Genomic DNA, 25,723 nt, shown 5'->3' with positions numbered 1-25,723 from the left:
CTTGCCAAATGACACAACAAACGCCAATAGTTTGTTTGGCCAAGGGGGATTTATGGGCAAGATGGTGGCGCGCGGCTTTCTGGCGCTGTGCGGAGTGATGGCGCTGGGGCTTTTCGCGATGGTCTGGTTCGATCAGGACCGGCTCGCGCGCGTGCTGGGGCCGGTGGCGCCGAGCCCGCTCGCGGCGGCGACGCTCCGTGCCGATCTTGGCGGGTTTTTCGGTGCCTGGGCGATCGGCGCGCTGCTGGCGGCGTGGCGCGACGACAAGCAGCTGGCGCTGCTGCCGATGCTGTTGCTCGGGCTCGCTTTTGTCGGGCGGCTCTACACCTATGCGCTCACCGGCGATGCCGCGATCGTCCAGCCGATGGTGGTCGAGGCCGTGCTGGCGGTGCTGATCGGCCTCGCGCGCACGCGGCTGAGCTAAAAAGCCAGGATCAGCCCGCGATCGGGCGGAGTCCTGCCCGCGACCATCTCGGCATAGGCGGCGGCGATGGCGTCGGCGCCGCGGGTCTCGACCACCGACATGCGCGCGCTGAGCGTGGCGCAGGCGGCGATATTGGCCTCGACCGCGCGGCGCATCAGCACGCCCGCGCCCCAGTCCTGATCGCGCTTGGCGATTTGCGCAGGGGCGAAGAAGAAGGCGGGGCGCGCGCCGGGCAAGTCCCTGGGCGCGCGACCGGCGCCCCAATGGGTGGCGCCGACGCCGATGCTGGCCTTCACCTGATCGCCGAAATGCTGGTGGACCGCCGACACCACGGCGCCGTCGCCCGACATGTCGACGAACACGCTGGCGACGCTCGCGTCGAGCGTGTCGATCGCGTCATAGGCGATCACTCTGTCGTAGAGCCCAAGGCCTTCGACAAAAGCGACATTGCGTGGCGAGGTGAGGCCGATCACTTGCTGTTCGCCCCGATGGTGGAGGTAATAGGCAAGGCCGAACGCGGTTTTCGACGAAGCGCTGCCGATGATCACCTGGCTCGCGCCAAAGCCGCCATTGTCGGCGATATAGTCGTCGATCACGAACGAGGTCGTCAGCAGCGGGAACATCAGGCTGCGCAGATCGGGAATGGCGGCTAGCGGCGCGGGATCGTCATTGGTCCGCGCGTACATATTGTACACGTAGGGCAGCTCGCGGCGGTGGGCGATGCCGTCGGTGATGCCGTTCGCGCTGACCTTCGACGGCGCCATCACCAGCTCCGACGCCATCGGGAAAAAGCCCCAGTAACGGTCGCCGACCGCGATGCCCTCGGCGCGGCTTTCGGTCACTTCGCCGAAGCCCCAGACCGGCACGCAGCCCCAGCCATCCTCGGCATCTGGGAAAAAGCGCCAGTATCCGATCGCTTCGCCTGACAGCGCATAGCTGATGTTGTTGGCGGTGAGCGCAAACCGGCGCGTGGCGACGCGGATCTGGCCGTCCTCGATCGGGGCGGCATCGCGCTCGACGATTTTCGCCTCGTCGATCTTGGCGCGGTTGACGATCAGCTTGGTAGTCATCCCGGCAATGCTCCACGACGGCGCGGCTGCCGCAGCGACAGCCAGAGACAGAGGACTATTATCGGCACCAGCGCCAGACTGCCATAATGTTCGGGCGGATGATGGGCGCCGGGGGGCGGCGCTTTCCAGACCCAGCCGAAGATCGAGAGCAGGCAGCGCTCGACGAGGCTGATCGCGAGCAGCAGCGGTACCAGCGAGCGATAGCGCAAGCCGACCGCAATCATCATAAGCCCGTGCGCGAATTGGGTCGCGCCGGCCCAGGCGAAGATCGCGACGATGGTGCGTGCCTGCGCGCCGAAATCGATGCCCGCGATCACCCCTGCGCCACCATCGGGCAGGAACATGTGGATCATGCCCGGCACAACCCAGCCGACGCCGAGAAATACGAGGAACCACGCCGCCACGCGCGCGCCGCGATAATCGTCGTTGGTCGAGGGCGGGATTAACATCAGCCCAGCGCCAGCTGCGTCAGCGCCGCCAGCAGCGCGAGCACCAGCGCGAGCCAGATGCGCGGCCCCACGTAAAGCTGGAGCATCGGCGCGGTCGGGAAGGAAAAGGTCGCGAGCGTCCCCGCCAGCTTGTCGGGGTGATGTTTGGCGAATTGCGGATCGATGACGAGGTTCATCATGTCGCGGCGGCTGCGATAGCGCATCAGGCCGATGATGGTCCAACCCGGATCGGGCTCGGTCGCCCAGCTATCGAGATAAGGGCCGATCTTGCGGCGGACGATTGCCGGGTGGCCGCCGTTGCGGACCAGCACCGGCACGAAATGCTTCGAATAGCGCTGGAGCAGCGACACGCCGGGGACTTGCTCGCCGCTGATCGGATCGGTGACGGGGGCTTGCGTTGCCTTGACGATGTTGAACATCACGAAATCGCGACCGTCGTCGGCTTCGAGGAATTTGCGCAGGTTGGCGCGCGCTTCGGGCGTGGTGTCGTCGCGGCCTTCGAGCTTGGCGAAATAGGCTTCGATCTCTGCCGGGGTCAGTTTCCCGCGCCAATTGTCATACCATAGCCGGAACGCGCCATAGAGCGCCGCCGCGATTGCCCAGATCACCCAGCCGCTCATGGCCCGCCCTCACTAATGACATTGCCTGTGTCATTAGCAGCATCCGCCGCCAGGCGAAAGCCGATATGCGCAGCGCTGAAGTCGGGCGCGACGGCAATCCGCGCGGCGGGGCGATAGCGCTGGCAATATTCGGCGGCGCAGAGGAACGATCCGCCTTTGAGGACGACCAGCGCGTCGGCGGACGCGGCAGGCGCGCAGCAGCCGCCGGGTGGTAACGCTGCGGCGGTCGTGGTCCACTCCCAGACATTGCCGGTCATGTCGTGGAGGCCATAGCCATTGGCCGGATAGCTGCCGATCGCGCTCGTCCCCGCTGCGCCGCGCGCATGCCACCAAGGAAAGCTGCCTTCCCAGAAGTTGGCCATCAGCTGGCCACCCGGCATCATTTCATCACCCCAGGCATAATCGGCATCGACCAGCCCGCCGCGCGCGGCCACTTCCCATTCGGCTTCGCGCGGCAAGCGCGCGCCTGCCCAATCAGCAAAGGCTTGCGCATCGGTTTGGGCGATATGCGTGACCGGATGGTCGGGCGCGCCGTCGCGCCAGCTCGCCCCGGCGGCGAAGTGCCACCATTGGCCGGGATCGCTCAGGTCGACCGGGCCTTCGGTCATCGCAAAAACGCTCGATCCGCCCGCGCGCTCTGCGGCGGTGACATGGCCGGTGGCGGTGACGAAGGCTGCGAAAGCCTCGACGGTGACGGGCGACGCAGCGATGCGGAAGGCCGGGAGCGCGATCGTGCGCCCCGGGCGCTCCTCGGGATAATGGCGATCCGATCCGATCCGCCAGACGCCCGCCGCAATCGCGACGGTCGGGCGCCAGGGCTCAGCCAAACAGCGCCTCGCAGCCGGTGCCTGCCAGCGCCGCATCAACGCTCGCCCGCGCACCGGCGTCGAGCGCGACATATTGGTCGCGCAGCGCCCTCAGGCACTTGGCCTGATAGGGGAACGGCGCCTGCTCCCACGCGCGCCCGTCGATCTCGGTGACGACCTTGTCGGCCCCAGCCATCACCGCCCGCGCGTTGGCGAGGAGCAGCGGCCCATAGGTACGCCCGATCTCGCCGAGCAGCGCGGTGATCCCGGCGGGCAGGGCATCGACCGATGCCCAGTCGGTGTCGTCCTCACCCGACAGATCCTCGATGAAATGCGTCCAGGCGATGACCCTTGGCGCGATGTCGGTTGCGAGCGCCATCGGCGTCGGGTCGAACAACGCGAGTTGGGTCAGCTGGCCATAAAGCGCAAAGTCTGACGGCGCCGGGCGCGCACCGAGCAGGAAGCGATGCGCGCCGAAATGCGCGTTCAGTATCTCCAGCAACCGCCGATAGCTTGCCTCGATCGTCGCGCCCGTCACCGCGTTCGATCCGACATAGGCGAGCCGCGAAATCTGGCGATCGGCAAACGCCTTGCCCATCGTCGCGAGCGCATCGTCGTCGAGCGGCTTGGCGTGCCAGTTGGGCAGCACTTCGGCCGATTTGCGGATGTCGGCGGGGTAGGACCAGCGATAATGGAACATCGCCTTGGTCAGCCATTCGTCGCCATAATCCTCAATCAGCGCGTCGATTAGCGCGAGCGCCGGGTCGGCGGGGACGATCGGGCGGTCGGCATGCTCGGCCTCGAGCCGCCGGATGATCGGCGTCGAATCGGTCATCGGTTGGCCATCGAAATAGAAGGTCGGCAGCAGCGCGACCTTGGGCTGCGGCAGCGTGGCGCGGGCGCGGGTGATCGGCAGGAAGACATAGGGCAGGCGCCGGTAGCGCAGCACCGCGAGCATCTTGCGCGTGTAAGGCGATCCGGGTGATCCGGCGATCGTGATCGGTGCGCCCATCGATGCTCTCCTTGACTTTTGCGCTCGCTCGCGCTGTTATTGGCACTCATAATGCCGATACATGACAAGAACAAGCGCGGGGGGACAAAATGGCCGGCCTTCAGGAAGTGACGCAGATCATGGGCGCGAACAACGCCTTTGTGCCCGGCAAGCGGATCAAGTTCGATTTCGGCAGCGACGGCGCGATCCTGCTCGACGGCGTCGCAGAGGCGGTGACCAACGACGACAGCGATGCCGACACGACGATCAAGATCAGCTTCGACAATTTCAAGAAAATGGCGAAGGGCGAGCTCAACGCGACCACCGCGTTCATGATGGGCAAGATCAAGATTTCGGGCGACATGGGGCTGGCGATGCAGCTGCAGTCGGTGACGTCGAAGATCAAGCTCGGTGGCTGACACGCCGAAGAAGGGGATCGACCGCCGTTCGCTGCTGATCGGCGGTGCGGCGGGCGCGGTCGGCGCGGGCGCGATCGCGGCGGGCGGGGTCTATGTGAAGGGCCAGCTCACGCCCTTCATCGCGCCGGTGCCGGTCGATGACGGCACGCCGCCGCAGATCGCCGAATCCTATGCCGCTTCGCGCCCCAGCGGCGACAAGCCGCCCAAGGCGCCCGCGGGCGCGCCCAACATCCTCGTCATCATTCTGGACGATGTCGGGTTCGCCGACTTGGGATGCTACGGCAGCGAAATCCCGACGCCCGCGATCGATGCGTTGGCGGGCAAGGGCCTGCGCTACGCCAATTTCCGCACCACCGCGATGTGCTCGCCGACGCGCGCGGCGTTCCTGACCGGGCTCAATCACCACAAGGCCGGGATGGGCTGGCTCGCCGATATCGACAGCGGCTTCCCGGGCTATCGCGGCGACCTGACCCGCGATGCCGCCGCCCTGCCCGAGGTGCTGCGTGATGCAGGCTATGGCACCTATCTGGTCGGCAAATGGCATGTGAACCAGTCGGCGTCGAATGGCCCGACGGGGCCGTTCCATAACTGGCCGACCAGTCGCGGTTTTGACCACGCTTATTGGTTTCAGGGGCATTCGACCGATTATTGGCGCCCCGGCGCGATCTTCGACGGGACTACCCTCGTCGATATCTCGGCGCGGCCCGACGCCGATCGATACTATGCGACCGACGATTTCGCCGAGCAGGCGGTGCGCTACATCAACACCCACCGGGCGGTGACGCCCGACAAGCCCTTCTTCGTCCAGCTCGCCTTTTCGGGCGCGCATTCGCCGCTCCACGCCAAGCCCGAAGACCGCGATGCCTTCAAGGGCAAGTACGACAAGGGATGGGACGCGATCCGCCGCGAGCGGCTGGCGCGGCAACAGGCGATGGGCGTGGTCGCGCCGACGACCAAGCTGCCGCCGCTCTCCAAGGGTGCCGAGCCGTGGGACGGGCTGAGCGCCGAACAGCGCGCGGTCTATGCGCGCTATATGGAAGTCTATGCCGGGGTGATCGCCGGGCTCGACCGCGCGATCGGGCGGGTGACGGCGGCGCTCGCCGAGCTGGGGGTCGCCGACGACACGCTGGTAATGCTCTTCTCCGACAATGGCGGCAGCCCCGAAGGCACGCCGACCGGCACGCCCAACATCTTCGCCTCGGCGCTCGGCCGCGCGATCCCGCTGGGCGATGCCGCGAAGCTCGGTCCGGTGATGGGCGAGGCGAGCACTTTCCCGCATTATCCGATGGGCTGGGCGAATGCGTCGAACACGCCGTTCCGGCTCTACAAGCAATATACCAGCCTTGGCGGCGTCGCCGATCCGCTAATTGTCAGCTGGCCCAGGGGCATCGCCGCCAAGGGCGAAGTGCGCAAGCAGTTCGTCCACGTCATCGATCTGTTCCCGACCCTGCTCGAGGCGGCGAAACTCAAGCGCCCCGAGCTATATCAGGGCCGCCGCCAGAAACCGATCGACGGCGCCAGCTTTGCCGCCACCTTCGCCAGCCCGCAGGCACCGACCCGGCGCGAGCAATATTATGAGCTCGGCGGCTACCGCGCCTATGAGGACGGCAAGTGGCGGCTGGTGACGATCCACGAGCGCGGCGGCGATTTCGCGGCAGATCGCTGGGCGCTCTACGACCTGTCGACCGACCCGAGCGAGCTGGTCGACCTCGCCGACAAGCATCCTGAAATCGCCGCGGCGATGAAGGCGAAATGGGACGCAGCGGCGCGCGCGAACAACGTCTATCCGCTCGACGACCGCAACCTGATCATCAAGATGAGCCAGCAGCGGACCAAGGAAATCCGCCCGCTTTGGGACTTCCGCCCACCGGTCCCCTATCTGCCGGTCGAGGCGTCGCCGCTCGTCTGCGGGCTCGATCACAGCTTCGAGATCGTCATCGACCGCCCCGCCGATGTGCAGGACGGCGTGCTCGTCGCGCATGGCTCGGCGCCTGCCGGGTACGTTATCTATCTGAAAGGCGGGCAGCTCTTCTACGAATCGAGCCTGATCCCGTGGCGCGAGCGGATCAGCGGCGGGCCGGTGCCGGTCGGGCGCTCGACGATCCGCTACGAACAGGTGATGAAGGTCCGCCCGTTCGAAGGCGAAGGCGCGCTGTTCGTGAACGGCGAGGCGCGGGGTCGCCATGTGTTCGACAAGATCATTGCCTCGCCCAGCTATGACGGCCTGTCGATCGGGCGCGATTTCGGCGCGCCGGTGTCGAGCGCCTACAGCGGGCAGAACGCTTTCGCCGGGACGATCGAGCGGGTGACGATCAAGGTCGATAAGCGCGCGCCGACCTTTCAGGAAATGCGCCGTTTCATCCAGGCAATGCAGATCCGCGCCTGACGATATGGGTGGGGCGCCGCGTCGGGCGGGCCTGCCTCGCACGCGGCGCCCCCCGGAGAGCAGCGTCAGCGCGATTGGCTACAGCCTTACCAGCGCTTCACTACCTCGACCCGGTCGCTATCGGCCGGCAGCAGCACCTCGTCGCCGTCATGTCCCACGATCAGCTGCCCCTTGAAGCGCGCGCGCGCGTCGCCGACGAAGGGCACTTCGAGGATCGAATAGGGCAGCGGCGGCACGATGTGGGTCAGCAGCAGTGTTTTCACCCCCGCGCGCTCGGCCACGTCGGCGGCCTGTTCGGGCGTCGCGTGATAGCTTTTGATGTCGTTGAAAATCTGCGCGAGATTGGCGCGGCCCGCGCGCACCGCCGCATCATGCTGCATCGCTACCATGCGCGTGCTCAGCGCTTCGTGGACGAGCACATCGGCGTGGCGCGCGGCCATTTCGACCGATTTGGCCGGTGCAGTATCGCCGGTGATCACGACGCGACGCCCCTTGTACACGAAGACATAGCCATAAGCGGGTTCGACGGGGCGGTGATCGACGGCGAAGGCGAACACCTGCAACCCGTTCGCCGCATAGATCAGCCGCGCGCTGCCGTTGGCGGGGACCGGTTCGGGGTGCGCGGCGAGGCCGAAGCCGCTCGGTGGTACGATCTTCGGCCCGTGGTGGGCGACGCGGTAGCCGCTGTCGAGCTTATATGCGGCGTCGAAGCCCGCCGTAACCGTCTCGACACCCGGCGGCCCATAGACCGGGAGCGGGGTCGCCGCCGCGCTCGACGCCCAGCGCTGGAGCATCAGCGCGCCGAGCGAGTCGATATGGTCTGAATGGAAATGGGTCAGGAACAGCGCCTCGACCCGCCCCGCGCCATAGCTCATCCGCGCCAGATTGCGCACGCCGCCTTCGCCGATGTCGACCAGATAGACATGCCGCCCCGCCGTGACGACGGTGCACGGCCCGGCGCGATCGGGCGAGGGCATCGGCGATCCCGACCCGCACAAGCCGACGCTCAGCCCATCGGGGCGCCCCTTGAAGGGATCGGCGGTGAGCGCTGCGTCCATCCCGCGTTCGAACAAAGCGATGGCGATGCGTTCGCGGAAGATCCACGCGCCGCTTGCAACCACGCCCGTGATCAGCGCGAGCCACGCCAGTATCCGCACCAATCTCATGCCATCCTCCGGTCGATTGCGGGCAGGCCGGTTGCCGCGCGCAGGTCATCCTCGATCATCCACAGCCGGTCCTGCCCCCACCAGCCGGGGCAATCGTCGACCTGAAAGCTCGGCACGCCCCACAGCCCGAGCGCGAACATGTCGGTGCGATTGGCCTCGGCAACGCTGCGCCAGCGCTCGTCGGCAAGCCCGGCGCGGACTTCGCCTTCGGTCACCCCGGCGCGCGCCGCGACTTTCATCAGCCCCGCATCGCCCGTCATGTCGATCCCGTCGGCAAAGGCGCCGCGCAGGAATGAAATTGCGAAGTCGAGCCCCTTGCCGCCCGGCATTACATGGTGAAGCACCGCCAGCCCGCGCTCGACGCCCAGCCCGACCGGATCATGGATCGTGCCGAAGCCTATGCCATAGCGCGCCGCCTCGCGCTTGGTGTCGAGCGTGATGTACATCCGTTTGGCAGCGGGCACGGGCAGCCCGCGCATCACCATCGGCAGCACGAATTTGAGGTTGAGCGTCGCGCCATAAGCTGCCGCCAGCGCGCCAATCCGCTCGGCAGCAACGAGCGAATAGGGCGACCGGAACGAGAGGTAGCAGTCGAGCCGGGGCGGGGTGGCGACCGACGGTGGCGCGACGGGATAGGGGCCCGGATCGAGCACCGGGCACAGCGGCGGTGCGTCGCTTTCGTCCTCAGCGGCGAGCCGCGCTTCGAGATAATGGAGCCGGTCGACGCCCCAATAGCATTCGCCCTCGAACGCCGTCACCGAGCCGAGATAATGGCCGAGCCGGGTGCGTTCTGCGGCGCCTTCGGCCAGTGCGGGCGCCGGATCGGTTTCGCCATAACGCGCCGCGAGCGCGTCCAGCGCGTCGCCGCCATCGAACAGTGCGCGCGCGATCGCCGCGAGCGCGCTTGCCGCATCCTCGCGGCCGAGCGTGGCGGCGGCGATCCGCTGCCCCTGCGCGACACGATCGGGCGCCGGTTCGGCCGCGACACGCCCGTCGCCGAGCCCCAGCGCCTGTTCGACCCGCGCGGCATCGCGGCGGCCGTAGGCGGCGAGCCGTGCCGCTTCGGGCGCGGCGGCTTGGTCGGGCGCGGGCACCAGCCGGAAGGCGATCGTCAGCGCGTGGCGATCGGCGAGCCGCGCGAGATAATGCAGCGCCGCCGGGCCATAGGGATCGTCGATCTGGCAAAAGAAATGCACCACTCGGTCAGCGCGCTTGATGCGCCGCAAGGCCCGCCGTGTGCCGCGCTGCACGTCACGCAGCGTCGGACTGGTCAACAGCGAAGTGAGCATTGGCTGGAGCATGCTCCAAGACTAGTCATTCGCTATCGGCATGTATAGTGTCATAAGTGGGCGGCGCGGGGGCCGGCGCTGGACGCCCCATGCTTCTCACGATAGGTCAGACGACGATATGGCCACGACAGTTTCCCCGATCCCCGACAATGATGCGCTCGACGGCCGCCACGCGCGCAGCCGCGCGACGCGCGACCGCATCGTCGCTGCACTGCTGCAACTGGTACGCGAAGGTGATGTCTCGCCGAGCGCCGCGCGCGTCGCCGAAACGGCGGGCGTGGGCCTGCGCACCGTCTTTCGCCATTTCGACGAGATGGACACACTCTACCGCGAGATGTCGGAGATCATCGAAGCGCAAGTGATGCCGATCATGCTCAAGCCCTTTGAAGCGACCGACTGGCGGGGGCGGGTGCGCGAAATGGCGGGGCGGCGGATCGGCATATACGAAACGATCATGCCCTATCGCATTTCGGCGAGCGTCAAGCGCTTCCAGAGCGACTTTCTGATGCAGGGCTATCACCGCCAGTTGCAGCTCGAGCGCACGTCGCTCCACGCCATCCTGCCGCAGGCGGTGATCGACGATGCGCCGACCGCTAGCGCGATCGAAGTGACGATCAGCTTCCAATGCTGGCGCCGCCTGCGCCACGATCAGGGGCTGGCGATCGCCGATGCGCGCGCGGTGATCGAAACGCTGCTCGAAGCGGTGCTGGCGCGGATCAGCGTGGCGTAAAGATGCGCGCCACGCGCCGCATCGAGCACCAGTAGATATCGTCGTTCCAGCCAACGCTCGGGAAGACCACGCCCTGCATCATCCCGCCGACGCGCACGCGCGCGATTTCGGCACCGGTGATTATGTCGAGCACGACGACCTGCTCGGTGCCGTCATAATCATTGGTCACGATCCGGCCGGCTTCGGGCAGCAGGATCATGTGGCTCGCGCAGCCGATGCCGGACTTTTGCCATAGCGGCGACAGCGCGTCATCGTCGGCGATCCGCCACGCGCGCATGAAACGGTTGGCCGAATCAAAACCGATCGCAATCCGCCGCGCGGGGTCGATCAGCGGCGGGTTGGTGATGCTGCCGCCGGGGAGCCCGCTGATTTCGGTCGCCTCGGCATCGTGCGCGTCGCTCAGCGAGACGCGGCTCAGCCGGTTGGGGGTCGGCGACACCCCGCGCCCGATCATGCTGGTGCGATAGCGGTGTCGGCCATTGTCCATGAACCATGCATGGCCGAGTGCGAGCACCACATCCCAGCCATAGCTTTGCTGCGTGCCGCCGACATAGTCGTGGCGCCAATCGTCCCATGCCAGCGCGCGTCCGTCCCAATGGCAGCGCAGGATCGAGCGCGTGCCGACGACATAGACGCAGACGCCATCGGCGGAGAGCCGCGCGATCGACGGTTCGGGACAATCGAGGCTGGCGATGATGCCGAGCGTTTCAGGATCGAGCACGCTGAGGCGGGCTGGCGTTCTGTCCGACAGATTCTTGGTCACGATCATGCCATCGGGCAGGATGACGAAGCTGTTGTGCGGCTGGTCGATCGGCAGCTCGCGCGCGGCCCTCACCCGGCAATCGCGGTCGAGCCGGTGTGCAAAGCGGCCATAAACGCTGTAGAGATCGCCATTGGCGTGAACCGCGACGCCGCCCGGCCACATCGGCCCGCCGGGCAGCCTGGGCGAGCGCGCGAGCGGGGCGAGCGTGACCGGATCGATGCGTTCCACCCGCGCGCTGGTCGGCAGGCCGAAATTGCTGCGCAGCACCGAATGGGTGAGCAGGAAAACATCGCCCGGCGCGCCCAGCACCGCCATCGTCGACATCAAAGTGCGCCGCGCGGTGCAGGCAAGCGGTGCGTTCAGGCTCGGCTCGGCGCCCGCAGCGGCGGCGAGCCGCGCGGGACCGCCATCCTCGCCCGGCCAGGGGCTGTCGAAATAGCCCCCGGTCACTGCGTCAGGCCAGCAGCAGCACGATCGGCAGCACTGTGCCGGCGGCGAGCATCACGATCGAGACGATGCGGCTCGACCGTATCGACAGCGCGATCCAGATGCCGAGCAGCGTCGACAGCATCAGCCCGATCGACATGATTCCGGTGAAGACCTTGAGCGGGAAGGGTGAATGTGCGGGGGCCGGCGGCGGGCCTTCATTGCCCGGTGCGCGCGCGGCCTGCGGGCGTGGCTTGCGGGGCTTGGGCAGGTCCTGCTTCTTGTGGATCTGCGCGATCACCTTGATCCACGGCGGCGGATTATTCTCTGCTTCGTGGAAATCGAAGGTCTGGAGCATCCCTGAAAAGGCGAAAAACAGGATCGCGGGCGCAAAGAACATGCCCAGATATAGATGGAACTGGCGCAGCGTGCGCATCGTCTTGGCGGTCATCGCGCGGGTCTCCCGGTCGGCCTACTCGCCACCGGTTAGCGGGCGAGACGCGCCCGCGCCAGCAATCACTGGCCGAAAACGCTCTTACGATAGAGCAGGGTGATCGCAACGCGGCGGTTGCGCGCATCGGCGGGATTGTCGGCGATCAGCGGTTCGCGGTCGGCGACGCCTTCGATCCGGTCGAACCGCGTGTCGGGCAGGCCCCCTTGCGCCAGCCGCTGGCGGGTCGCCTCGGCGCGGCTCGACGACAGCAGCCAGTTGTTGATGCCGCTCGCATTGCGGAAGGCGAGGCTGTCGGTGTGGCCACGGATCATGATCGTGTTGGGCAAGCCGCGGATCGATTCGGCAATCAGCCCCATCAGCCTGTCGGCCTCGGGCTCGAACATCGTCGTGCCGAGCGCGAACATCGAGTAATCGGCGTTATCGACCAGATCGATGCGCAGGCCGTCGCGCTGCGGCACAAATTTGATGTGCGTGGCAAGCTTCTGCAGGCGTGGGCTCGACTGGATCGCGCTCCTGATCTGGCGGCCGACCTGCTCGAAATTCTTCTTGTCCTCGGCGCGCATCGCCTTGTCTTTCAGCGTGCCCTTTTCGCCGGTGCCGACCTGGATGCCGCCGGTCGCTTCGACCGGGACGGTCAGCGACCGCGTGCCCGTCTGCGATGCGCGCGCGGGGTAATTATCCCTCTCGACGATTGAGGAACCGCCGAACAGGCCGTTCGACCCGGCGCTGTTCTCCTTTTTCTGGACGAGCGTCGGCGCGAAATAATCGGCGAGCGCCTTGCGCTGCTTTTCCGACGTCGCGCCGAGCAGCCACATCAGCAGGAAGAATGCCATCATCGCCGTCACGAAATCGGCATAGGCGACCTTCCACGCGCCGCCGTGGTGGCCGCCATGCCCCTCGATATAGACCTTCTTGTAGATGATCTTGGGGGGCTGATTGGTACCGTGCGGGGCGCGGGCCATTAATTGGCCTCACACGAAGGCGCAAAGGCACCAAGAGGAAGGATCATTCGCGCGGCGGCGCGGCGGCGCGAAGGATTGTTCGCGGAGAGGTGCTGAGGGCGCAGAGACCGTGTCGCGCGCGTCCGCGCATCGCAAAATTGCAGGCGCTTGAGTTCGAAAGTCGCTGCCGCGACCAGCCGCGACCCTTCCGCGCTCTCTGCGCCTCTGCGCGAAAAAAGAGTCTGAGCGCCGTCGTCGGATGGTGAGCAGCGGAACATGTTTACCGCCCGCGCAGGCCGTCGAACACTTCGGCGAAGCCCGGCTGGTTGGCGTGGGCGATGCCCGAGCGGGCGGCTTCGATTACCAGCGGCTGCGGATGGCCGTGGAGCGAGGCAATGATGATCTGCTTGACGGTGTGATAGATCGCCGCATCGGCATCAATCACCTGCTTCAGCCGGTTGGCGAGTGGGGCTACGATACCATAGGCCAGCAGCACGCCCATGAACGTGCCGACCAGCGCCGAGCCGATCATCGCGCCCAGGATCGACGGCGGCTTGTCGATCGACCCCATCGTCTTCACCACGCCGAGCACGGCAGCGACGATGCCGAGCGCGGGCAGCGCGTCGGCGAGGCTGGTGAGGGTCGTGTGTGCGCTTTCGACTTCGTGGTGGTGCGTCTTGATGCTGTTGTCCATCACTTCCTCGACCGCGTGCACATCGAGCGTGCCCGACGAGACCACGACGAGCCGCAGCGTATCGGCAATCAGGTTGACGAGCGTGTGATCGGCCTGCAGCCGGGGATATTCGGCAAAGATGGCGCTGGATTGCGGGTCCTCGACATGCGGTTCGAGCGCAATCGGCCCTTCGGTGCGCAGCATCTTCATCAGCTTCGACACCAGGAAGATCGTGTCGAGATAATCCTGCTTCTTGTACTTCGGCCCCTTGAACACCTTGACGAGACCGCCGCCGAGACCCTTCAATTCCTTCATCGAATTGCCGATGATCAGCGCGCCGACAGCGGCGCCGCCGATGATGAGCATTTCATGCGGGATGGCTTCCATGACCGGGCCGAGCGCGCCACCGGTGAAGGCGAACCCGCCGAACACCATGGTCAGCAACACGACGAGGCCAATAATCGGATACATTGGGCGTGCCTTCCCCCACAGCGGCGATGTCGATCCCCGCATGCGGGGAAACGACCATTCTCATGCTTTATTCACCAATTTCGTCGCCAATCGGTTAACCGCGGCGACGGTCAGCGCAGATAATCGAACAGCGACAGCTGGCTCAGCCGCGAGAGGCTCGATTGCGTCGCCTGCAAAATGGTGCTGGCCTTTTGCAGATCGACGATTGCCTTGGTGATGTCGGTATCTTCCAGCCCGCTGCGCTCGGCTTCGCGGGCGGTGTCGGCGGCTTCGATCCGCGCCGATTCGAGGTCGAGCCGCGCCGCGCGAGCGCCGACCGAGCCACGCGCGCTGCTGACCTGATCGAGCGCGGTCGTCAGCCCGCTGAGCGTTGCGCTTGCCGCGCTGCTGGCCGCGGCGGCGCCGGGCGTTTCGAGCGCGGTTGCAAAATTGCTGAGTGCGGCAAAGATGTCGCTGCCACCAAGGCCGAAGATGCGCTCGGCGCTTTCGCTCGGCTGGACGTCGAGACCGTCGCCGATCGGGATGGTCGGCGGATTACCGGTGCCGGCGAAGCTGACAGTGCCGCTTGCGTCGCGCGTGACGGCGGTGTCGCCGGTCGCGGCGCCGAACAGCGGCCCGCCGCGCGCGTCTTTGGTGTTCGCCAGGCCGACGAGATCATCAACGATGCCGCGTAGCTGGGTGGCGATGATCGCGCGGTTGGAATCGGATAGCGTGCCGCTGTTCGCCTGGATCACCAGTTCCTGCGCACGCTGCAACTGGCTCGTCACATCGCCGAGCGTGGTGTCGGCCTGGCCGAGCACGGTCTTGGCAAGATCGATATTGCTCTTGTTGACGGTCGCATCGGCGTTGCTGCGCGCGAGTGCCTGCAGCCGTTCGAATGCGACGGCGTCGTCCGAGGGCGCTTCGAGCCGGATGCCGGTGCTGATCTGGGTCTGTAGCCGCGTGGTCGCCGACGAAAGCGAGGCGAGCCGCCCGGCAGCGCGATCATAGAAAAGGTTGGTGCCGATCGTCGTCATCGCGGCGCCTAGCGGATGTCGAGCAGGGTCTGGAGCGTGTCGCGCGCGACCTGGATCACGCGGCTCGACGCCTGATAGGCCTGCTGGAAGCGCAGCAGGTCGACCGCTTCGGTATCGAGATTGACGCCCGACACGGCATCGCGCGCGGTGACCGCGGCATCCCGGATCGATGCTTGCGCATCGGCGACGGTCGTACGGTTCTGGAGCGTGGCGGCGTTGTCGGTGGCAAGCGCGGTGGTTGCGTTCTCGAAGCCGCCGCTCGTGCGCAGTGCGGCCAGCGCCGCCAGATTGCTGTTGTCGCGCGGGCCGCCGCCGACGGCAGCGGCGGCAATCCCGCGCGGCCCGGACAGCGTCACGCTGATGTCGGTCGGCGTCGTGCCGACCGCGAACAGCGCCGCGCCCGGATTGCCGTCGAGGTCGCGCCCCTGTGCCTGCACGGCGTTGACGCCGCTGACGAAGTCGCTGGCGACGGCGTTAAGCGCGTTGCGGGTATCGGTGATCCGCTGGGCGCTGTCGGCGAGCCCCGCGAGCGCGCCGCCGGTTGGCGCGATCGTGGTCGAGGAGCCGAGGCGGTGGACGGCGAAGGACGCTGCGCCGTTGCTACCCCGCACGAAGGTGACATTGCCTGCTTCGTTGCCGCTGACCAGCACGGGGCCGGCATTGCCGCCGATCGTGACGGTGGCGCGGCCTAAGGCGTCGGTCGCGACGCCGATGTCGGTCAGGTTGCTGAGCTGGTCGAGCAGCTGGTCGCGCTGGTCGAGCAGATTGGCCTGACCCGCACTGTTCGGGCTGCTGCGCGAGAGGCCGTTGTTGACGCGGGCGAGCGATGCCGCCAGCGAATCGATCGACGACACCGCGCCCTCGGCCGAACTGTCGAGATCGGCATTGGCCTGATCGAGCGCGCGACCGGTGGTGGCAAAGGCATTGGCGACGCTGCTCGCGGCTTCGATCGCGGCGGCGCGCGGGGCGCTCGCGGTCGGGTTGGCGGCAATGGCGTTGGCAGCGTTGAAAAAGCCGGTCAGCCGCGCGGCGAGATCGCTGCCGGCAAGCCCGCTTTCGATCCGCTCGAGCGCGGAAATGCTGGTTTCGGTGCGCGCGAGGTCGGCTCCGGCACTGCGCGCGGCGGCGGTCTTGAGCGGATCGTCCGCGCGGCCGACGCCAGTGACGACCACGCCGTTGCCCGCCGTGCTGCGCAGCGAAGTGAGCACGCCGCTGCTCGGCGCGACTTCGGCAAGCGTCGTCGTCCGGCGCGAATAGCCCGGCGTGCTGGCATTGGCGATGTTATCGGAAACCGTCGTCAACGCCGATTGATAGGCGCGCAGACCGCTGGCTCCGATCGAAAGCAGATCGCTCATGGCGGCGTTATGGCACGCGGAGTGTTATCAATAGGTTTCGCGAGCGCCGGGTCGGACTTGGCCAGAAACTCGGTGACGGCCTTGCCGATGCCCATCGGCTTGGCATTGGCCATGGCGGATGCGACCTGATCGTCCTGCATGTCGCGGAACGTTTCCATCGCCTTGTTCGAAAACAGGTCTTCGGCCAGATGCGTGTTGCGCATCGACTTCAGCATCATCTTGGTGAAGACCGCTTCGAACGCCTGACCCGCCTTGTCGAGATTGGCGCGCGAGGCCAGCCGACGCGTGTCGGTGCCGATCGCTGCGGTATCGACGGCGGTTGCCGGAAGCGTGGGGGCGACGGGCGCGGTCACAGGATGATCAGCTCGGCCTTGAGGGCGCCTGCTTCCTTCAGCGCCTCGAGGATCGCGACGAGATCGGCAGGCGAGGCGCCGATCGCGTTCATTGCCTTCACGACATCGGCAAGCTTGGGGCCGGGTTCGATCAGGAAGATCGGCTTGACCTCTTCGGTGACGCCGACGCCGCTTTTCTGCTGGACCGTGGTCTGGCCCTGGCTGAACGGCGCGGGCTGGCTGACGCGCTGCGATTCATCGACGCGCACGGTGAGCTTGCCCTGCGTGACGGCAGCCGGGCCGAGTCTGACCGCCGAATTGATCACGACGGTGCCAGTGCGCGCATTGACGATGACGCGCGCCGAGGGCTCGGCCGAGGTGACGGTGAGATTTTCGATTTCGCTCATCAGCGTGGCGCGCAGATCGGCGCCTTCGGGCGCGGCGATCGCGATCGACACACCATCGACCGCCTGCGCGCGGCCCGGTCCGAGCCGCGCATTGACCGCCGCTGCAATCGACTGCGCGGTGGTGAAATCGCTGCGGGCAAGGTTGAAGGTCAGCACAGGCGTCGTCGCAAAGCCGGTATCGACCGAGCGTTCGACCGTCGCCCCTTCGGGAATGCGGCCCGAGGAGGGGACGTTGACGACGATCTTCGACCCGTCGGCGCCTTCGGCACCCAAGCCGCCGACCGCGAGCGAGCCCTGCGCCATCGCATAGATCTGGCCGTCGGCACCCTGCAGCGGGGTCAGGATCAGCGCGCCGCCGCGCAAGGATTTGGCCTTGCCGAGCGCAGCCACCGTCACGTCGATCTTCTGGCCAGGCTTGGCGAACGGCGGCAGTTCGGCAGTGATCAGCACCGCCGCCGAATTCTTGAGCGACGGGTTGATGTTGGGCGGCAATTGCAGCCCAAAGCGCGATGCGACGCTTTTGAGCGACTGCACCGTATATTCGAGGTTGTCGTCGCCCGTGCCAGGCAGGCCGACGACAATGCCATAGCCGGTCAGCTGGTTGCTGCGGATGCCCTGAAAGGCGCCCAGGTCCTTCACGCGATCGGCCCAGGCCGGCGTCGCGAGCGACAGGCTCATCAGAATGGCGAGGAAAAGGCGGCGGAGCATGGTCAGGCTTCCCATCAGAACGGGCTGATCACGGAGAAGAAGCGGCTGAACCACCCCTGGCGGCTGGCGCGGGCAACGTCGCCCTTGCCGGTGTAGGCGATCTGCGCGTCCGCAACGCGGGTCGACAGCACGCGGTTGTCGGCGTCGACATCGGCCATGCGGACGATGCCCTTGATCTGGACGAATTCGTCGCCGCGGTTGAGCGTCACGCGCTTGGCACCCTGCACCAGCATCGTGCCATTGGGATAGACTTCGGCGACCGTGACCGACAGTTCGCCCGACAGCGTGTTCGACTGGTCGGCCGTGCCCTGGCCGTTGAAGCCGCGATTGCCGCCGACTTTCGACGAATTGGCGTCGAACGAGAGTGGGCCGGTGCTCGGCGGAATGAACGCCGCGGTGCCGCCGCTGTCGAGCTTCGAACTCGCCGACTTCGACGCGAGCGTGCGCTCGACCAGCGTGATCGTCAGCGGATCGCCGACCCGGCGCGCACGCCAGCCTTCGTGCAGCGAAGCATAACCGGTCGACGCCTGATAGATCGAGCCATTGGCAGGCGGCGGTGGCGGCGGCACCGGCTTTGACGCGCTGAAATCGGGCTGCGGCTTTTTCTTGCCGAACAGGCTCGCGACCGCCGGCTGCGGCACGGCGACGATGCAGGCGAGGACGCCGGCTGCCAGCAGGAACGCGGCCTTAGATGTTCTGGTTGACATATTTCAGCATCTCGTCGGTGGCGGTGATCATCTTCGAATTGACTTCGTAAGCGCGCTGGGTCTCGATCATGTCGACGAGTTCCTCGACGACATTGACATTGGATCCTTCGAGCGCGCCCTGGCGGATGTTGCCGCGCCCGTCCTGCCCGGCGATGCCGAGATTGACGGCGCCCGACGCCGCGCTTTCGGTCAGGTAGTTGTCGCCGATCGACAGCAGGCCCGCCGCATTGGGAAAGGTCGCGATCTGGATCTGGCCGACCTGGCTCGGTTCGGTCTGCCCCGGAATCACCGCCGAGACAGTGCCGTCGGTGCCGATCGTGATCGAGGTCGTGCCTTCGGGGATGGTGATACCCGGCTGGACCTGATAGCCCTCCGCCGTCACCAGCAAGCCCTGCGCCGAGCGGCTGAAATTGCCCGCGCGCGTGTAGCCGAGCTGCGCACCCGGCAGCTGGACCTGAAAATAGCCCTCGCCGTCGAGCGCGAGATCGAGCGAATTGCCGGTCTGCGCGAGCGTGCCCTGCGTGTCGATCCGCGCCGTGCCCTGAATGCGCACGCCGGTGCCGAGGTTGAGCCCGGTCGCATAGCGCGTTTCCGACGTACTCGGCGCACCCGGCGCGGTCACCGTCTGATACGCTAGTGTTTCGAACGCCGCGCGATCGCGCTTGTAGCCGGTCGTGTTCACGTTGGCCAAGTTGTTCGAAATCACGCGCATGCGCATGTCCTGGGCATCGAGCCCGGTGCGTGCGATGTGAAGTGCGGCGCTACCCATATACTATTCCCTTCAACCCGGCAGGCGCATCAACTGCGCGCTGCTTTCGTCCAGATCCTTGGTCGACTTGATCAGATTTGCCTGAACTTCGTAGCTGCGCTGGTTCTCGATCATATCGATCAGCGCTTCGGTGAGATTGACGTTCGACTGCTCAAGCGCCCCCGTCACGACCCGGGCGTTCAGATCGCGCGGCAGCACGCCGCCGCCGTCGACGTGGAGCAGATTGTCATTGCCCTTGACCGTCTTGGTGCCCTTGTCGCTGGCAAGCTTGATCGTATCGATCACCTGTGCGGGCGCGCCCGAGGTTGCGCCGAGCGGAATGATGGTGACGACGCCTTCGGGGCTGATCGTCACCTTTTGCGCAGGGGGTATGGTGATCGGCCCCCCCGAGCCGATCACCGGGAAACCGTCGCCGGTTTCCAGCACCCCCGATGCGGCCACCTGAAGGTCGCCGCGCCGGGTGTACGCTTCCTGTCCGTCCTTGTCCTGAACCGCGATCCACGCTTCGCCGTTGATAGCGATATCGAGCGGACGACCAGTCTGGTTGATCGTTCCGGCACGACGATCGAAATCAACGACCGATTCGGATGCCGGCTGGCGCGGGAAGCTCGACGAATTGCTGATCTTCAGCTGATCGAACACGACGCGATCGGCGCGAAAGCCGGTTGTCGACGCGTTGGCGATGTTGTTGGCGATCGCTGCCTGCGACGCGAGATGCGCCTTCAGGCCCGATGCCGCCGTATAGATCAGCTTATCCATTCAATTCATTCCCTGCGCCAGTTTCGCGAACGATTACTGGATGTTGAACAGCGTCTGGACGACCTGCTTGTCGGTTTCGAGCGCTTTGGCATTGGCCTGAAAAGCGCGCTGCGCCGCGATCAGCGCGACCAGTTCTTCGGTCGTGTCGACGTTCGAGCGTTCGATCGTGCCCGACAGCAGATTGCCGAAGCCGTTGCTGCCCGGTGACCCGGCGATCGCCGATCCCGACAGGCCGGTTGCCGACCAATAGCTGTTGCCGAGCTGGCGCAGGCCGCTCGGATTGGTGAAGGTCGCGAGCACGACCTGGCCCAGATTCTGCGTGTCGCCGTTCGAGAAGCTCGCCTTGACGAGACCCTTTTCATCGACCGTTACGCCCTGGATCAGGCCGACAGCAACTCCGTTCTGGTTGCGCGTGGCAATGTCGAACGGCAGCGCGCGTTGCGTGCTGGTGCTCAGATCGAAAGCAATCGTCTGCGAATTGGGGCTGCCGGTCGGCGTGAAGCTGTCGAAGCTGCTCGGCGCGGTCGGCGATGCGAGCACGCCCGCATTGTCGAAGGTCAGCGTGATCGCGGCATTGCCGCCTACCGTCAGCTGCTGGTCGCCGACGAAGCTGTAGACGCTCCAGGTGCTGGTCGGCGTCGCGGCATTGGCGACGGTTTCGCGTCGAAAATAATTGGTCAGCGTGCGCGGATTGCCCTCGGCATCATAGATCACGGTCTGGGTCGAATTATTGTAGCTCGACGGGTCGAAGCGATCGAACGCGGCGGCGCCCGGAACCGGCGAGCCGCCCGGCAGGTTGGCGGTCAGCGCAACCGTGGTGGTCGCGATCGGCGTGCCGCTGGTGGCCGGCAGGCGCAGGCTCTGCGCGCCGTCGATCCCCGAGGTAACGACCGCGCCGCTGCCATCGACCGGGTAGACCTGAAGATAGCTGCCCTTGGCATCGACGACATAGCGGTCCGAATCGACCAGAAATGCGCCGTTGCGCGTGAAGTTGGTCGCGGCTGCGCCAAGCTGCGGCTTGACCGCGAAGAAGCCATCGCCCGAAATTGCGAGGTCGAGCGACGACTGCGACTGGACCAGATTGCCCTGCGTGAACTGCTGGCGGTTGCCGGTCACGACGACGCCCGCGCCGATCGCCGAGCTCGGCTTGGCCGAGACCGAGGTGGCGATCACATCGGCAAAGTCAGTGCGGCTCTTCTTGAAGCCATTGGTCGTGACGTTCGCCAGATTGTGCGAAATCACCGAAAGATCGGTCTGCGCGGCCTGAATGCCGCTGAGGGACGTGTAGATCGACATGGTTACTCTCCTCGACGAAACTGGATGGGGTTGGATCAGCCGACCTGGCGGACCTTGCTGGCAGCGACCGTGCCGATGCCGGGCAGCGTGAGTTGCGGAGTGCCGTTGGCAGGCAGCGACACGGCGGTCACCGGCGCCCAGACCAACGGCGTGGCGCCGACGACCCGGCCATTGTTGTTGGCGCTGACATTGAGCGTGTAGGGGCCGTCGCCGGCGGGCTCGCCATTGTCGGTGATGCCGTCCCAGTCGAAATCGACTGTGCCCTTGGGCTGTGCGCCGAGTGACAGCGTCTTGAGCACCGATCCGTTCGAGCCGACGATCGCGACGCGCACGTCGCTTGCATCGCTCGCCAGATCGACTGCGCCCGTAATCCCGCCCGACTGGCGCGGATAGGCAATATTGCCTTCGGTCAGCACATTATGGCCGACATAGGCGAGTGCATCGCTGGTCGAGCTGCTGCCGAGCTTGTCCTGGATCGCCTTCAGCGTCGAATTGATCTCGCTGATGCCGCTCACGGTCGAAAACTGCGCGAGCTGGGTCAGCTGGTCGGTCGCATCGACCGGGTCGGTCGGGTCCTGATTCTTCAGCTGTGCGGTCAGCAGCTTCAGAAAATCGTTCTGGGTCAGCTGGTCGGCCTGCGTCGCGGTCTTTACCGTCGGCGCAGTCGACGTGCGACCGATCCCCAGATTTTGCAGCGTGGTATCGAAACTCGTCGCCATGATCAGCGTCCCAGCTTGAGGGTATCGAGGATCAGCGACTTCGCCGTCTGCATCACTTCGACATTGTTTTGGTAACTGCGCGCGGTCTCCATCATGTCGACGAGCTCGCGGGTCTGATCGACCGCCGCTTCCCAGATGTTGCCGTCCTTGTCGGCAAGCGGGTTCGACGGGTCATAGGTCTTGGTCGGGCGGTTGCCGGCCTGGATGACGCTTTCGACATTGACGGTGGACAGGCCCGACGCCTTGTCGAACTCGGTGCGGAACACCGGCTTCATCGTCTTGTAGGCAGCGTCTTCGCTCGACGCGACGACGCCTGCATTGGCAAGGTTCGACGCGGTCGTGTTCAGCCGCACGAGCTGCGCCGACATTGCGCGGCCCGCGACCTGGAAGATGTTGAGCGGTTGACCGGCCATCTTTTATTCGCCCCTCAATGCACGCGTAATCTGGCCGATGCGGCCGTTCAGGAACGACAAGGTCGTCTGATAGGCCACGGCATTTTCGGCAAAGGCGGTCTGCTCGGTCGCGAGTTCGACGGTGTTGCCATCGGCAGAGGCGACCAGTGGCATGCGATATTTGGTGGCGGCGTCGATCGCGCCGTCGCTCAGGCCGCGCGGCCCGCTCGCCGCCTTCATCGCTTCACGGAAATCGATGTCGCGCGCCTTGAAGCCCGGCGTCGACGCATTGGCGATGTTGGACGCCAGCAGCCCGAGGCGACGCGAACGCACCTCAAGCGCGGCACCGTGCACTCCAAAGAGAAGATCGTCGGCCATCGTGGCAAACCCTCACGCAAAAAATCCTGCGTGACCTATCAAGCAATCACCGTGCCAATTGCGGGCAAGGCGTGCGTTGCCGATGCGGCAGGGATGGGCGGCAAACGTGGCGGCAAGGCTTTGCCGGGGGGCGGCAATCGCCTGCCGCCGGGCCGGTCGGGTCACCGGTCCCGGATGCCCACCCGTGATTTGGCGCGGACCTTGCTAATCAATGGCTACATGAGCCCAACCGAAGTCACACAGGCGCTTGCGCCCTATCTTGACCCTGCCGCCGCTGCGATTGTCGTGGGCGGGACGCTCGCTGCATTGGTGTTGCGGACCCCGGCGCGCGATCTAGCGCGCGCGATCTCGGCGCTGCGCGTGCTGCCGCGCGGCCGGTTCCGCGCCGAGCCGCTGATCGAGCAGATCGGCGCCCTCGGCCGGATCGCCAAGCGCCACGGCGTGCTGGCGCTTGATCGCTCGGTGATCGCCGACCCCGATGTCGCGGCTGGCGTCGCGGCAATCGTCGACGGGGCCGATGGCGATGCCGTCGCCGACTTGCTCGCGACCCGGCGCTTGGCGCGGACCGAGCGGCATCTGGCCGCGATCGATGTGTGGTCGGCCGCCGCCGAGCTCGCCCCGGCGATGGGCATGATCGGCACGCTGATCGGGCTGGTGCGGATGTTCCTGAAGATGAACGATCCCAATGCGATCGGCGGTGCGATGGCGATTGCGCTGCTCGCCACGCTCTACGGCGCGGTGCTCGCCAGCCTGGTTGCGCTGCCGGTGGCCGCGCGGTTGCGCCGCGCCGCGCGCGAGGAAGCGTTCGAACGACTCCGGCTTGAAGCGCCGCTGCGCCTGCTAGCGGTCCGCGAGGCACCGCGCCGGATCGGGCCGGTCGCTGTCGAGGATGATGTGGAGATGCTCGCATGAATACGGCCTTTTTTCCCGATGCGCCGCCTGCGCGCCCGATCTGGCTGGTGACGCTGGCCGATCTCGCGCTGTTGCTGCTGGGCTTTTTCGTGCTGGTGATGGCGCATCAGGGGGCTGATCGCCGCGCGATTGTCGATGGCGTGCGGCAGGGCTTTGCGGGTACCGCTACGCCGCTGATGAAGGTGGCGGCAGAGCCCGCGCCGGTTGCGGCCGCGGCGATGTTCGATTTTGCAGCCGGCAGCAGCGACCTTCCGATTGCCCCTGACGCCGTGATTGCCTGGGCGCGGGAAGCGACGCGCGACGACCGCGTGGTCATTCGCGTCACCGGCTATGCCGATGGCAGCGCGAAAGATGTCGATCCGCTGACCGGCAGCGCCGCGCTGCTCGCGAGCGACCGCGCCCGCGCGATCGCGGCTGCCCTTGCCGATGCCAAGGCGCTGCCGCGCGGCCGCGTCGCCATTGGGTCGAGCGTGATGCCGGGTCGGCGCGGCGTCTATCTGACCATTGCCTTTGCCGGGGGGCGGCAATGATTTGCCGCCCGGCAACCCGAACTTGCCGCCCGCTGAAGGGCCATGAGGAGCTGAAGATGAAAGCGTGGATTGCTTGCCTGTTGATCGGCACTGCCGCACCGGCAATTGCCCAGACGGGATTTCAGGATACGGCAACGCTCGACCGAGCAGTCGCGAATTTCACCGGGCGGCCGATCGGTGCCGAGGGCGGAGCGCGCACGCCGGTCGATCCGCGGCTGAAGCTCGCGCCTTGCTCGACGCTGATGATGAAGTGGCGGCAGGACAATCACGACGCGGTCGTCATCACCTGTGCCGATGCCGAATGGCGGATTTTCGTGCCGGTCGTGATGCCCGCCGTCGCACCGCCGCCGTCGGTCGCTGCGCCCGCACCGGTTGCAGCGCCAGTCGTCCAGCCCAAGCCCGAGATCGTTATCAAGCGTGGCGATCCGGTCAGCGTCGAAGTCAACAGCGGCGGCTTTTCGGTGACGCGTGATGGCATTGCGATGACCGATGCTGCCGCCGGTGCACGGCTGCTGGTCGATGTTGCCGGCCCCAAAAAGCCGATTCAGGCGATTGCGCTCGAACCCGGTCGGGCAACTTTGCCGGGCTTTTCAAGGTGATGACCGCCCACTGAATTTTTTGTGAATTTTTCTCTTAAGTTTTGTTGAAGACCGTCGTTTCCCCCGTCGTAGCAGCAAAAGCAGCGAAGGTCGCAAAATGGTCGATCGGATCAGTGCAGCGCCAGTCACGGCAACCGAGCGGGTAGCAGCCGCGCGTACCGCTGCGCCTGTCGCCCAGCCAGTCGTGCCTGCGCCCAAGCCCAGCGCCGCCGAGCCGTCGACGACGGCATCGGCACTGCAGAGCCTGGTCGGCGAGCTTGCCGCCAAGCCGCCGGTCGATGAAAATCGCGTTGCGCGTATCCGCAATGCGATCGCGACGGGGACTTACCCGATTTCGCCCGAAAATGTCGCCGATCGCCTGATCGCGCTCAAGCTGAACTGGATCCCCCGTGAACCGTCGTGATGCACTGGTCAGCGTGATCGAAGCGCTGCACGCCGAAATCGCCGCGTTGAAGGCAAATGACGTCGTCGGCCTTGAGCGCGCGACGCAGAGCAAGCTCGTCGCGATCGACGCCGTTGCCGCGCTCGATCACACGCCGCCGACGGGCGATCTGCGCGCACTCGCCGAAGAAGCGCACCGGCTGAACGAGACCTGCCGGATCTATGTGAACCTGATGAGCGCCAATGTCCGCCGCCGGCTCCAGCAGCTGACCGGCGATGGCCGCGCCGCCTATCGCGCGGGCGGCTACGCTTTCGCCTGATCGGCGGGCCATCTGGCACGAACCTTGCTGATCTAGAGGCTGAATAAGCCTTAGGCAGCAGGGAA

31 protein-coding genes are annotated in these 25,723 nt (G+C 66.2%); 9 read left to right on the top strand and 22 right to left on the bottom strand.

The features are described 5' to 3' along the window. Nucleotides 1-52: 52 nt before the first annotated feature. Nucleotides 53-424 (top strand): hypothetical protein, encoded by a 372-nt coding sequence (locus tag AX672_RS16360; protein ID WP_066653182.1) that lies wholly within the window; start codon nt 53-55, stop codon nt 422-424. Here AX672_RS16360 and AX672_RS16355 read toward each other — a convergent pair. The 5 genes from AX672_RS16355 to AX672_RS16335 are packed head-to-tail and all read right to left on the bottom strand — an operon-like array spanning nt 421 to nt 4,381. Further along, a complete protein-coding gene (locus tag AX672_RS16355; RefSeq protein WP_066653178.1) occupies nt 421-1,494 on the bottom strand; it encodes a DUF2855 family protein in 1,074 nt (357 codons plus the stop codon). The genes AX672_RS16360 and AX672_RS16355 overlap by 4 nt on opposite strands. Beyond that, nucleotides 1,491-1,943, bottom strand: a complete 453-nt coding sequence (locus tag AX672_RS16350) for a hypothetical protein (RefSeq protein ID WP_066653175.1) — start codon at nt 1,941-1,943, stop codon at nt 1,491-1,493. Before AX672_RS16350 ends, AX672_RS16355 begins: the two co-directional genes overlap by 4 nt. Beyond that, a complete protein-coding gene (locus tag AX672_RS16345; protein ID WP_066653173.1) occupies nt 1,943-2,563 on the bottom strand; it encodes a hypothetical protein in 621 nt (206 codons plus the stop codon). The genes AX672_RS16350 and AX672_RS16345 overlap by 1 nt, the downstream gene beginning before the upstream one ends. Next, nucleotides 2,560-3,390, bottom strand: coding sequence for a formylglycine-generating enzyme family protein (locus AX672_RS16340; RefSeq protein ID WP_231731408.1), 831 nt, complete (start codon nt 3,388-3,390; stop codon nt 2,560-2,562). The genes AX672_RS16345 and AX672_RS16340 overlap by 4 nt, the downstream gene beginning before the upstream one ends. Beyond that, nucleotides 3,383-4,381: a glutathione S-transferase family protein gene (locus AX672_RS16335; protein ID WP_066653170.1), complete on the bottom strand. Its 999-nt coding sequence runs from the start codon at nt 4,379-4,381 to the stop codon at nt 3,383-3,385. Before AX672_RS16335 ends, AX672_RS16340 begins: the two co-directional genes overlap by 8 nt. 89 nt (nt 4,382-4,470) lie before the next feature. On the opposite strand from AX672_RS16335, the gene AX672_RS16330 reads away from it, so the two are divergent. Together AX672_RS16330 and AX672_RS16325 are read left to right on the top strand one after the other, a co-directional pair. Further along, nucleotides 4,471-4,779 carry an SCP2 sterol-binding domain-containing protein gene (locus AX672_RS16330; protein WP_066653167.1) on the top strand — a complete coding sequence of 103 codons (309 nt, stop codon included), beginning with the start codon at nt 4,471-4,473 and terminating at the stop codon, nt 4,777-4,779. Then, entirely contained in the window at nt 4,772-7,165 is a 2,394-nt protein-coding gene (locus AX672_RS16325) for an arylsulfatase (RefSeq protein WP_066653165.1), read from the top strand. The genes AX672_RS16330 and AX672_RS16325 overlap by 8 nt, the downstream gene beginning before the upstream one ends. A gap of 86 nt (nt 7,166-7,251) precedes the next feature. Here AX672_RS16325 and AX672_RS16320 read toward each other — a convergent pair whose 3' ends face one another. Continuing rightward, nucleotides 7,252-8,331: a ribonuclease Z gene (locus AX672_RS16320; RefSeq protein WP_066653162.1), complete on the bottom strand. Its 1,080-nt coding sequence runs from the start codon at nt 8,329-8,331 to the stop codon at nt 7,252-7,254. Next, nucleotides 8,328-9,620, bottom strand: a complete 1,293-nt coding sequence (locus AX672_RS18945; protein ID WP_066653159.1) for a DsbA family protein — start codon at nt 9,618-9,620, stop codon at nt 8,328-8,330. The genes AX672_RS16320 and AX672_RS18945 overlap by 4 nt, the downstream gene beginning before the upstream one ends. A 118-nt stretch (nt 9,621-9,738) precedes the next feature. On the opposite strand from AX672_RS18945, the gene AX672_RS16310 reads away from it, so the two are divergent. Then, complete coding sequence (locus tag AX672_RS16310; RefSeq protein ID WP_231731407.1) at nt 9,739-10,350, top strand: TetR/AcrR family transcriptional regulator; 612 nt, start codon at nt 9,739-9,741, stop codon at nt 10,348-10,350. On the opposite strand, the gene AX672_RS16305 is transcribed toward AX672_RS16310, so the two are convergent. From AX672_RS16305 to flgB, 15 genes are all read right to left on the bottom strand, one after another. Continuing rightward, nucleotides 10,337-11,563, bottom strand: a complete 1,227-nt coding sequence (locus tag AX672_RS16305) for a hypothetical protein (RefSeq protein WP_066653157.1) — start codon at nt 11,561-11,563, stop codon at nt 10,337-10,339. The genes AX672_RS16310 and AX672_RS16305 overlap by 14 nt on opposite strands. A 4-nt stretch (nt 11,564-11,567) precedes the next feature. Beyond that, nucleotides 11,568-11,990, bottom strand: coding sequence for a hypothetical protein (locus AX672_RS16300; RefSeq protein WP_202189361.1), 423 nt, complete (start codon nt 11,988-11,990; stop codon nt 11,568-11,570). 65 nt (nt 11,991-12,055) lie between these two features. Beyond that, entirely contained in the window at nt 12,056-12,955 is a 900-nt protein-coding gene (locus AX672_RS16295; RefSeq protein WP_066653156.1) for a flagellar motor protein MotB, read from the bottom strand. A 259-nt stretch (nt 12,956-13,214) separates the two neighbouring features. Next, nucleotides 13,215-14,078, bottom strand: a complete 864-nt coding sequence (gene motA / locus AX672_RS16290) for a flagellar motor stator protein MotA (protein ID WP_066653155.1) — start codon at nt 14,076-14,078, stop codon at nt 13,215-13,217. Between the two features lie 110 nt (nt 14,079-14,188). Beyond that, the gene (flgL, locus tag AX672_RS16285; protein ID WP_066653154.1) at nt 14,189-15,094 is read right to left on the bottom strand and encodes a flagellar hook-associated protein FlgL; all 906 of its coding nucleotides are present in this window, start codon (nt 15,092-15,094) and stop codon (nt 14,189-14,191) included. A gap of 8 nt (nt 15,095-15,102) precedes the next feature. Continuing rightward, entirely contained in the window at nt 15,103-16,449 is a 1,347-nt protein-coding gene (flgK, locus tag AX672_RS16280) for a flagellar hook-associated protein FlgK (protein WP_066653144.1), read from the bottom strand. Next, entirely contained in the window at nt 16,446-16,802 is a 357-nt protein-coding gene (locus AX672_RS18940) for a rod-binding protein (protein ID WP_066653138.1), read from the bottom strand. Before AX672_RS18940 ends, flgK begins: the two co-directional genes overlap by 4 nt. After that, a complete protein-coding gene (locus tag AX672_RS16270; protein ID WP_066653302.1) occupies nt 16,799-17,896 on the bottom strand; it encodes a flagellar basal body P-ring protein FlgI in 1,098 nt (365 codons plus the stop codon). Before AX672_RS16270 ends, AX672_RS18940 begins: the two co-directional genes overlap by 4 nt. 14 nt (nt 17,897-17,910) lie before the next feature. Next, nucleotides 17,911-18,603, bottom strand: a complete 693-nt coding sequence (locus AX672_RS16265; protein ID WP_066653137.1) for a flagellar basal body L-ring protein FlgH — start codon at nt 18,601-18,603, stop codon at nt 17,911-17,913. Next, entirely contained in the window at nt 18,584-19,372 is a 789-nt protein-coding gene (gene flgG, locus AX672_RS16260) for a flagellar basal-body rod protein FlgG (protein ID WP_066653136.1), read from the bottom strand. Before flgG ends, AX672_RS16265 begins: the two co-directional genes overlap by 20 nt. Nucleotides 19,373-19,384: 12 nt before the next feature. After that, on the bottom strand, nt 19,385-20,131 hold the full coding sequence (gene flgF, locus AX672_RS16255) for a flagellar basal-body rod protein FlgF (RefSeq protein WP_066653135.1): 747 nt from the start codon (nt 20,129-20,131) through the stop codon (nt 19,385-19,387). A gap of 33 nt (nt 20,132-20,164) precedes the next feature. Beyond that, nucleotides 20,165-21,427: a flagellar hook protein FlgE gene (locus tag AX672_RS16250; RefSeq protein WP_066653132.1), complete on the bottom strand. Its 1,263-nt coding sequence runs from the start codon at nt 21,425-21,427 to the stop codon at nt 20,165-20,167. A 35-nt stretch (nt 21,428-21,462) separates the two neighbouring features. Beyond that, the gene (locus AX672_RS16245) at nt 21,463-22,146 is read right to left on the bottom strand and encodes a flagellar hook assembly protein FlgD (RefSeq protein WP_066653130.1); all 684 of its coding nucleotides are present in this window, start codon (nt 22,144-22,146) and stop codon (nt 21,463-21,465) included. A 2-nt stretch (nt 22,147-22,148) separates the two neighbouring features. After that, the gene (gene flgC, locus AX672_RS16240) at nt 22,149-22,559 is read right to left on the bottom strand and encodes a flagellar basal body rod protein FlgC (protein WP_066653128.1); all 411 of its coding nucleotides are present in this window, start codon (nt 22,557-22,559) and stop codon (nt 22,149-22,151) included. 3 nt (nt 22,560-22,562) lie between these two features. Beyond that, a complete protein-coding gene (gene flgB, locus AX672_RS16235) occupies nt 22,563-22,916 on the bottom strand; it encodes a flagellar basal body rod protein FlgB (protein ID WP_066653126.1) in 354 nt (117 codons plus the stop codon). A 30-nt stretch (nt 22,917-22,946) separates the two neighbouring features. Between flgB and AX672_RS16230 the strand changes: the two genes are divergently transcribed. The 5 genes from AX672_RS16230 (at nt 22,947) to AX672_RS16210 (ending at nt 25,658) form a co-directional block, all read left to right on the top strand. Then, nucleotides 22,947-23,828: a motility protein A gene (locus AX672_RS16230; RefSeq protein ID WP_231731406.1), complete on the top strand. Its 882-nt coding sequence runs from the start codon at nt 22,947-22,949 to the stop codon at nt 23,826-23,828. Continuing rightward, nucleotides 23,825-24,358 (top strand): flagellar motor protein MotB, encoded by a 534-nt coding sequence (locus tag AX672_RS16225; RefSeq protein ID WP_231731405.1) that lies wholly within the window; start codon nt 23,825-23,827, stop codon nt 24,356-24,358. Before AX672_RS16230 ends, AX672_RS16225 begins: the two co-directional genes overlap by 4 nt. Before the next feature lie 56 nt (nt 24,359-24,414). Further along, nucleotides 24,415-24,957 (top strand): flagella basal body P-ring formation protein FlgA, encoded by a 543-nt coding sequence (locus AX672_RS16220; protein ID WP_066653296.1) that lies wholly within the window; start codon nt 24,415-24,417, stop codon nt 24,955-24,957. A 97-nt stretch (nt 24,958-25,054) separates the two neighbouring features. Then, entirely contained in the window at nt 25,055-25,360 is a 306-nt protein-coding gene (gene flgM, locus AX672_RS16215; RefSeq protein WP_066653124.1) for a flagellar biosynthesis anti-sigma factor FlgM, read from the top strand. Next, nucleotides 25,347-25,658: a hypothetical protein gene (locus AX672_RS16210; RefSeq protein WP_066653122.1), complete on the top strand. Its 312-nt coding sequence runs from the start codon at nt 25,347-25,349 to the stop codon at nt 25,656-25,658. The genes flgM and AX672_RS16210 overlap by 14 nt, the downstream gene beginning before the upstream one ends. Nucleotides 25,659-25,723: the final 65 nt, after the last annotated feature.

Source organism: Sphingomonas sp. CCH10-B3 (genome assembly GCF_001556185.1).
GTDB classification, from domain to species: Bacteria; Pseudomonadota; Alphaproteobacteria; order Sphingomonadales; family Sphingomonadaceae; genus Sphingomonas; species Sphingomonas aquatica.
The sequence above is the reverse complement of the archived record's forward strand: the minus strand, read 5'-3'. Positions and strand labels throughout refer to the sequence as shown.

Excerpts from the sequence above, each read along its gene's own strand:
- AX672_RS16360 (WP_066653182.1), top strand. The coding sequence starts at position 53 with ATGGGCAAGATGGTGGCGCGCGGCTTTCTGGCGCTGTGCGGAGTGATG.
- AX672_RS16355 (WP_066653178.1), bottom strand. The coding sequence starts at position 1,494 with ATGACTACCAAGCTGATCGTCAACCGCGCCAAGATCGACGAGGCGAAA.
- AX672_RS16350 (WP_066653175.1), bottom strand. The coding sequence starts at position 1,943 with ATGTTAATCCCGCCCTCGACCAACGACGATTATCGCGGCGCGCGCGTG.
- AX672_RS16345 (WP_066653173.1), bottom strand. The coding sequence starts at position 2,563 with ATGAGCGGCTGGGTGATCTGGGCAATCGCGGCGGCGCTCTATGGCGCG.
- AX672_RS16335 (WP_066653170.1), bottom strand. The coding sequence starts at position 4,381 with ATGGGCGCACCGATCACGATCGCCGGATCACCCGGATCGCCTTACACG.
- AX672_RS16330 (WP_066653167.1), top strand. The coding sequence starts at position 4,471 with ATGGCCGGCCTTCAGGAAGTGACGCAGATCATGGGCGCGAACAACGCC.
- AX672_RS16320 (WP_066653162.1), bottom strand. The coding sequence starts at position 8,331 with ATGAGATTGGTGCGGATACTGGCGTGGCTCGCGCTGATCACGGGCGTG.
- AX672_RS18945 (WP_066653159.1), bottom strand. The coding sequence starts at position 9,620 with ATGCTCACTTCGCTGTTGACCAGTCCGACGCTGCGTGACGTGCAGCGC.
- AX672_RS16310 (WP_231731407.1), top strand. The coding sequence starts at position 9,739 with ATGGCCACGACAGTTTCCCCGATCCCCGACAATGATGCGCTCGACGGC.
- AX672_RS16300 (WP_202189361.1), bottom strand. The coding sequence starts at position 11,990 with ATGACCGCCAAGACGATGCGCACGCTGCGCCAGTTCCATCTATATCTG.
- AX672_RS16295 (WP_066653156.1), bottom strand. The coding sequence starts at position 12,955 with ATGGCCCGCGCCCCGCACGGTACCAATCAGCCCCCCAAGATCATCTAC.
- motA (WP_066653155.1), bottom strand. The coding sequence starts at position 14,078 with ATGTATCCGATTATTGGCCTCGTCGTGTTGCTGACCATGGTGTTCGGC.
- flgL (WP_066653154.1), bottom strand. The coding sequence starts at position 15,094 with ATGACGACGATCGGCACCAACCTTTTCTATGATCGCGCTGCCGGGCGG.
- flgK (WP_066653144.1), bottom strand. The coding sequence starts at position 16,449 with ATGAGCGATCTGCTTTCGATCGGAGCCAGCGGTCTGCGCGCCTATCAA.
- AX672_RS16270 (WP_066653302.1), bottom strand. The coding sequence starts at position 17,896 with ATGCTCCGCCGCCTTTTCCTCGCCATTCTGATGAGCCTGTCGCTCGCG.
- AX672_RS16265 (WP_066653137.1), bottom strand. The coding sequence starts at position 18,603 with ATGTCAACCAGAACATCTAAGGCCGCGTTCCTGCTGGCAGCCGGCGTC.
- flgG (WP_066653136.1), bottom strand. The coding sequence starts at position 19,372 with ATGGGTAGCGCCGCACTTCACATCGCACGCACCGGGCTCGATGCCCAG.
- flgF (WP_066653135.1), bottom strand. The coding sequence starts at position 20,131 with ATGGATAAGCTGATCTATACGGCGGCATCGGGCCTGAAGGCGCATCTC.
- AX672_RS16250 (WP_066653132.1), bottom strand. The coding sequence starts at position 21,427 with ATGTCGATCTACACGTCCCTCAGCGGCATTCAGGCCGCGCAGACCGAT.
- AX672_RS16245 (WP_066653130.1), bottom strand. The coding sequence starts at position 22,146 with ATGGCGACGAGTTTCGATACCACGCTGCAAAATCTGGGGATCGGTCGC.
- flgC (WP_066653128.1), bottom strand. The coding sequence starts at position 22,559 with ATGGCCGGTCAACCGCTCAACATCTTCCAGGTCGCGGGCCGCGCAATG.
- flgB (WP_066653126.1), bottom strand. The coding sequence starts at position 22,916 with ATGGCCGACGATCTTCTCTTTGGAGTGCACGGTGCCGCGCTTGAGGTG.
- AX672_RS16225 (WP_231731405.1), top strand. The coding sequence starts at position 23,825 with ATGAATACGGCCTTTTTTCCCGATGCGCCGCCTGCGCGCCCGATCTGG.
- AX672_RS16220 (WP_066653296.1), top strand. The coding sequence starts at position 24,415 with ATGAAAGCGTGGATTGCTTGCCTGTTGATCGGCACTGCCGCACCGGCA.
- flgM (WP_066653124.1), top strand. The coding sequence starts at position 25,055 with ATGGTCGATCGGATCAGTGCAGCGCCAGTCACGGCAACCGAGCGGGTA.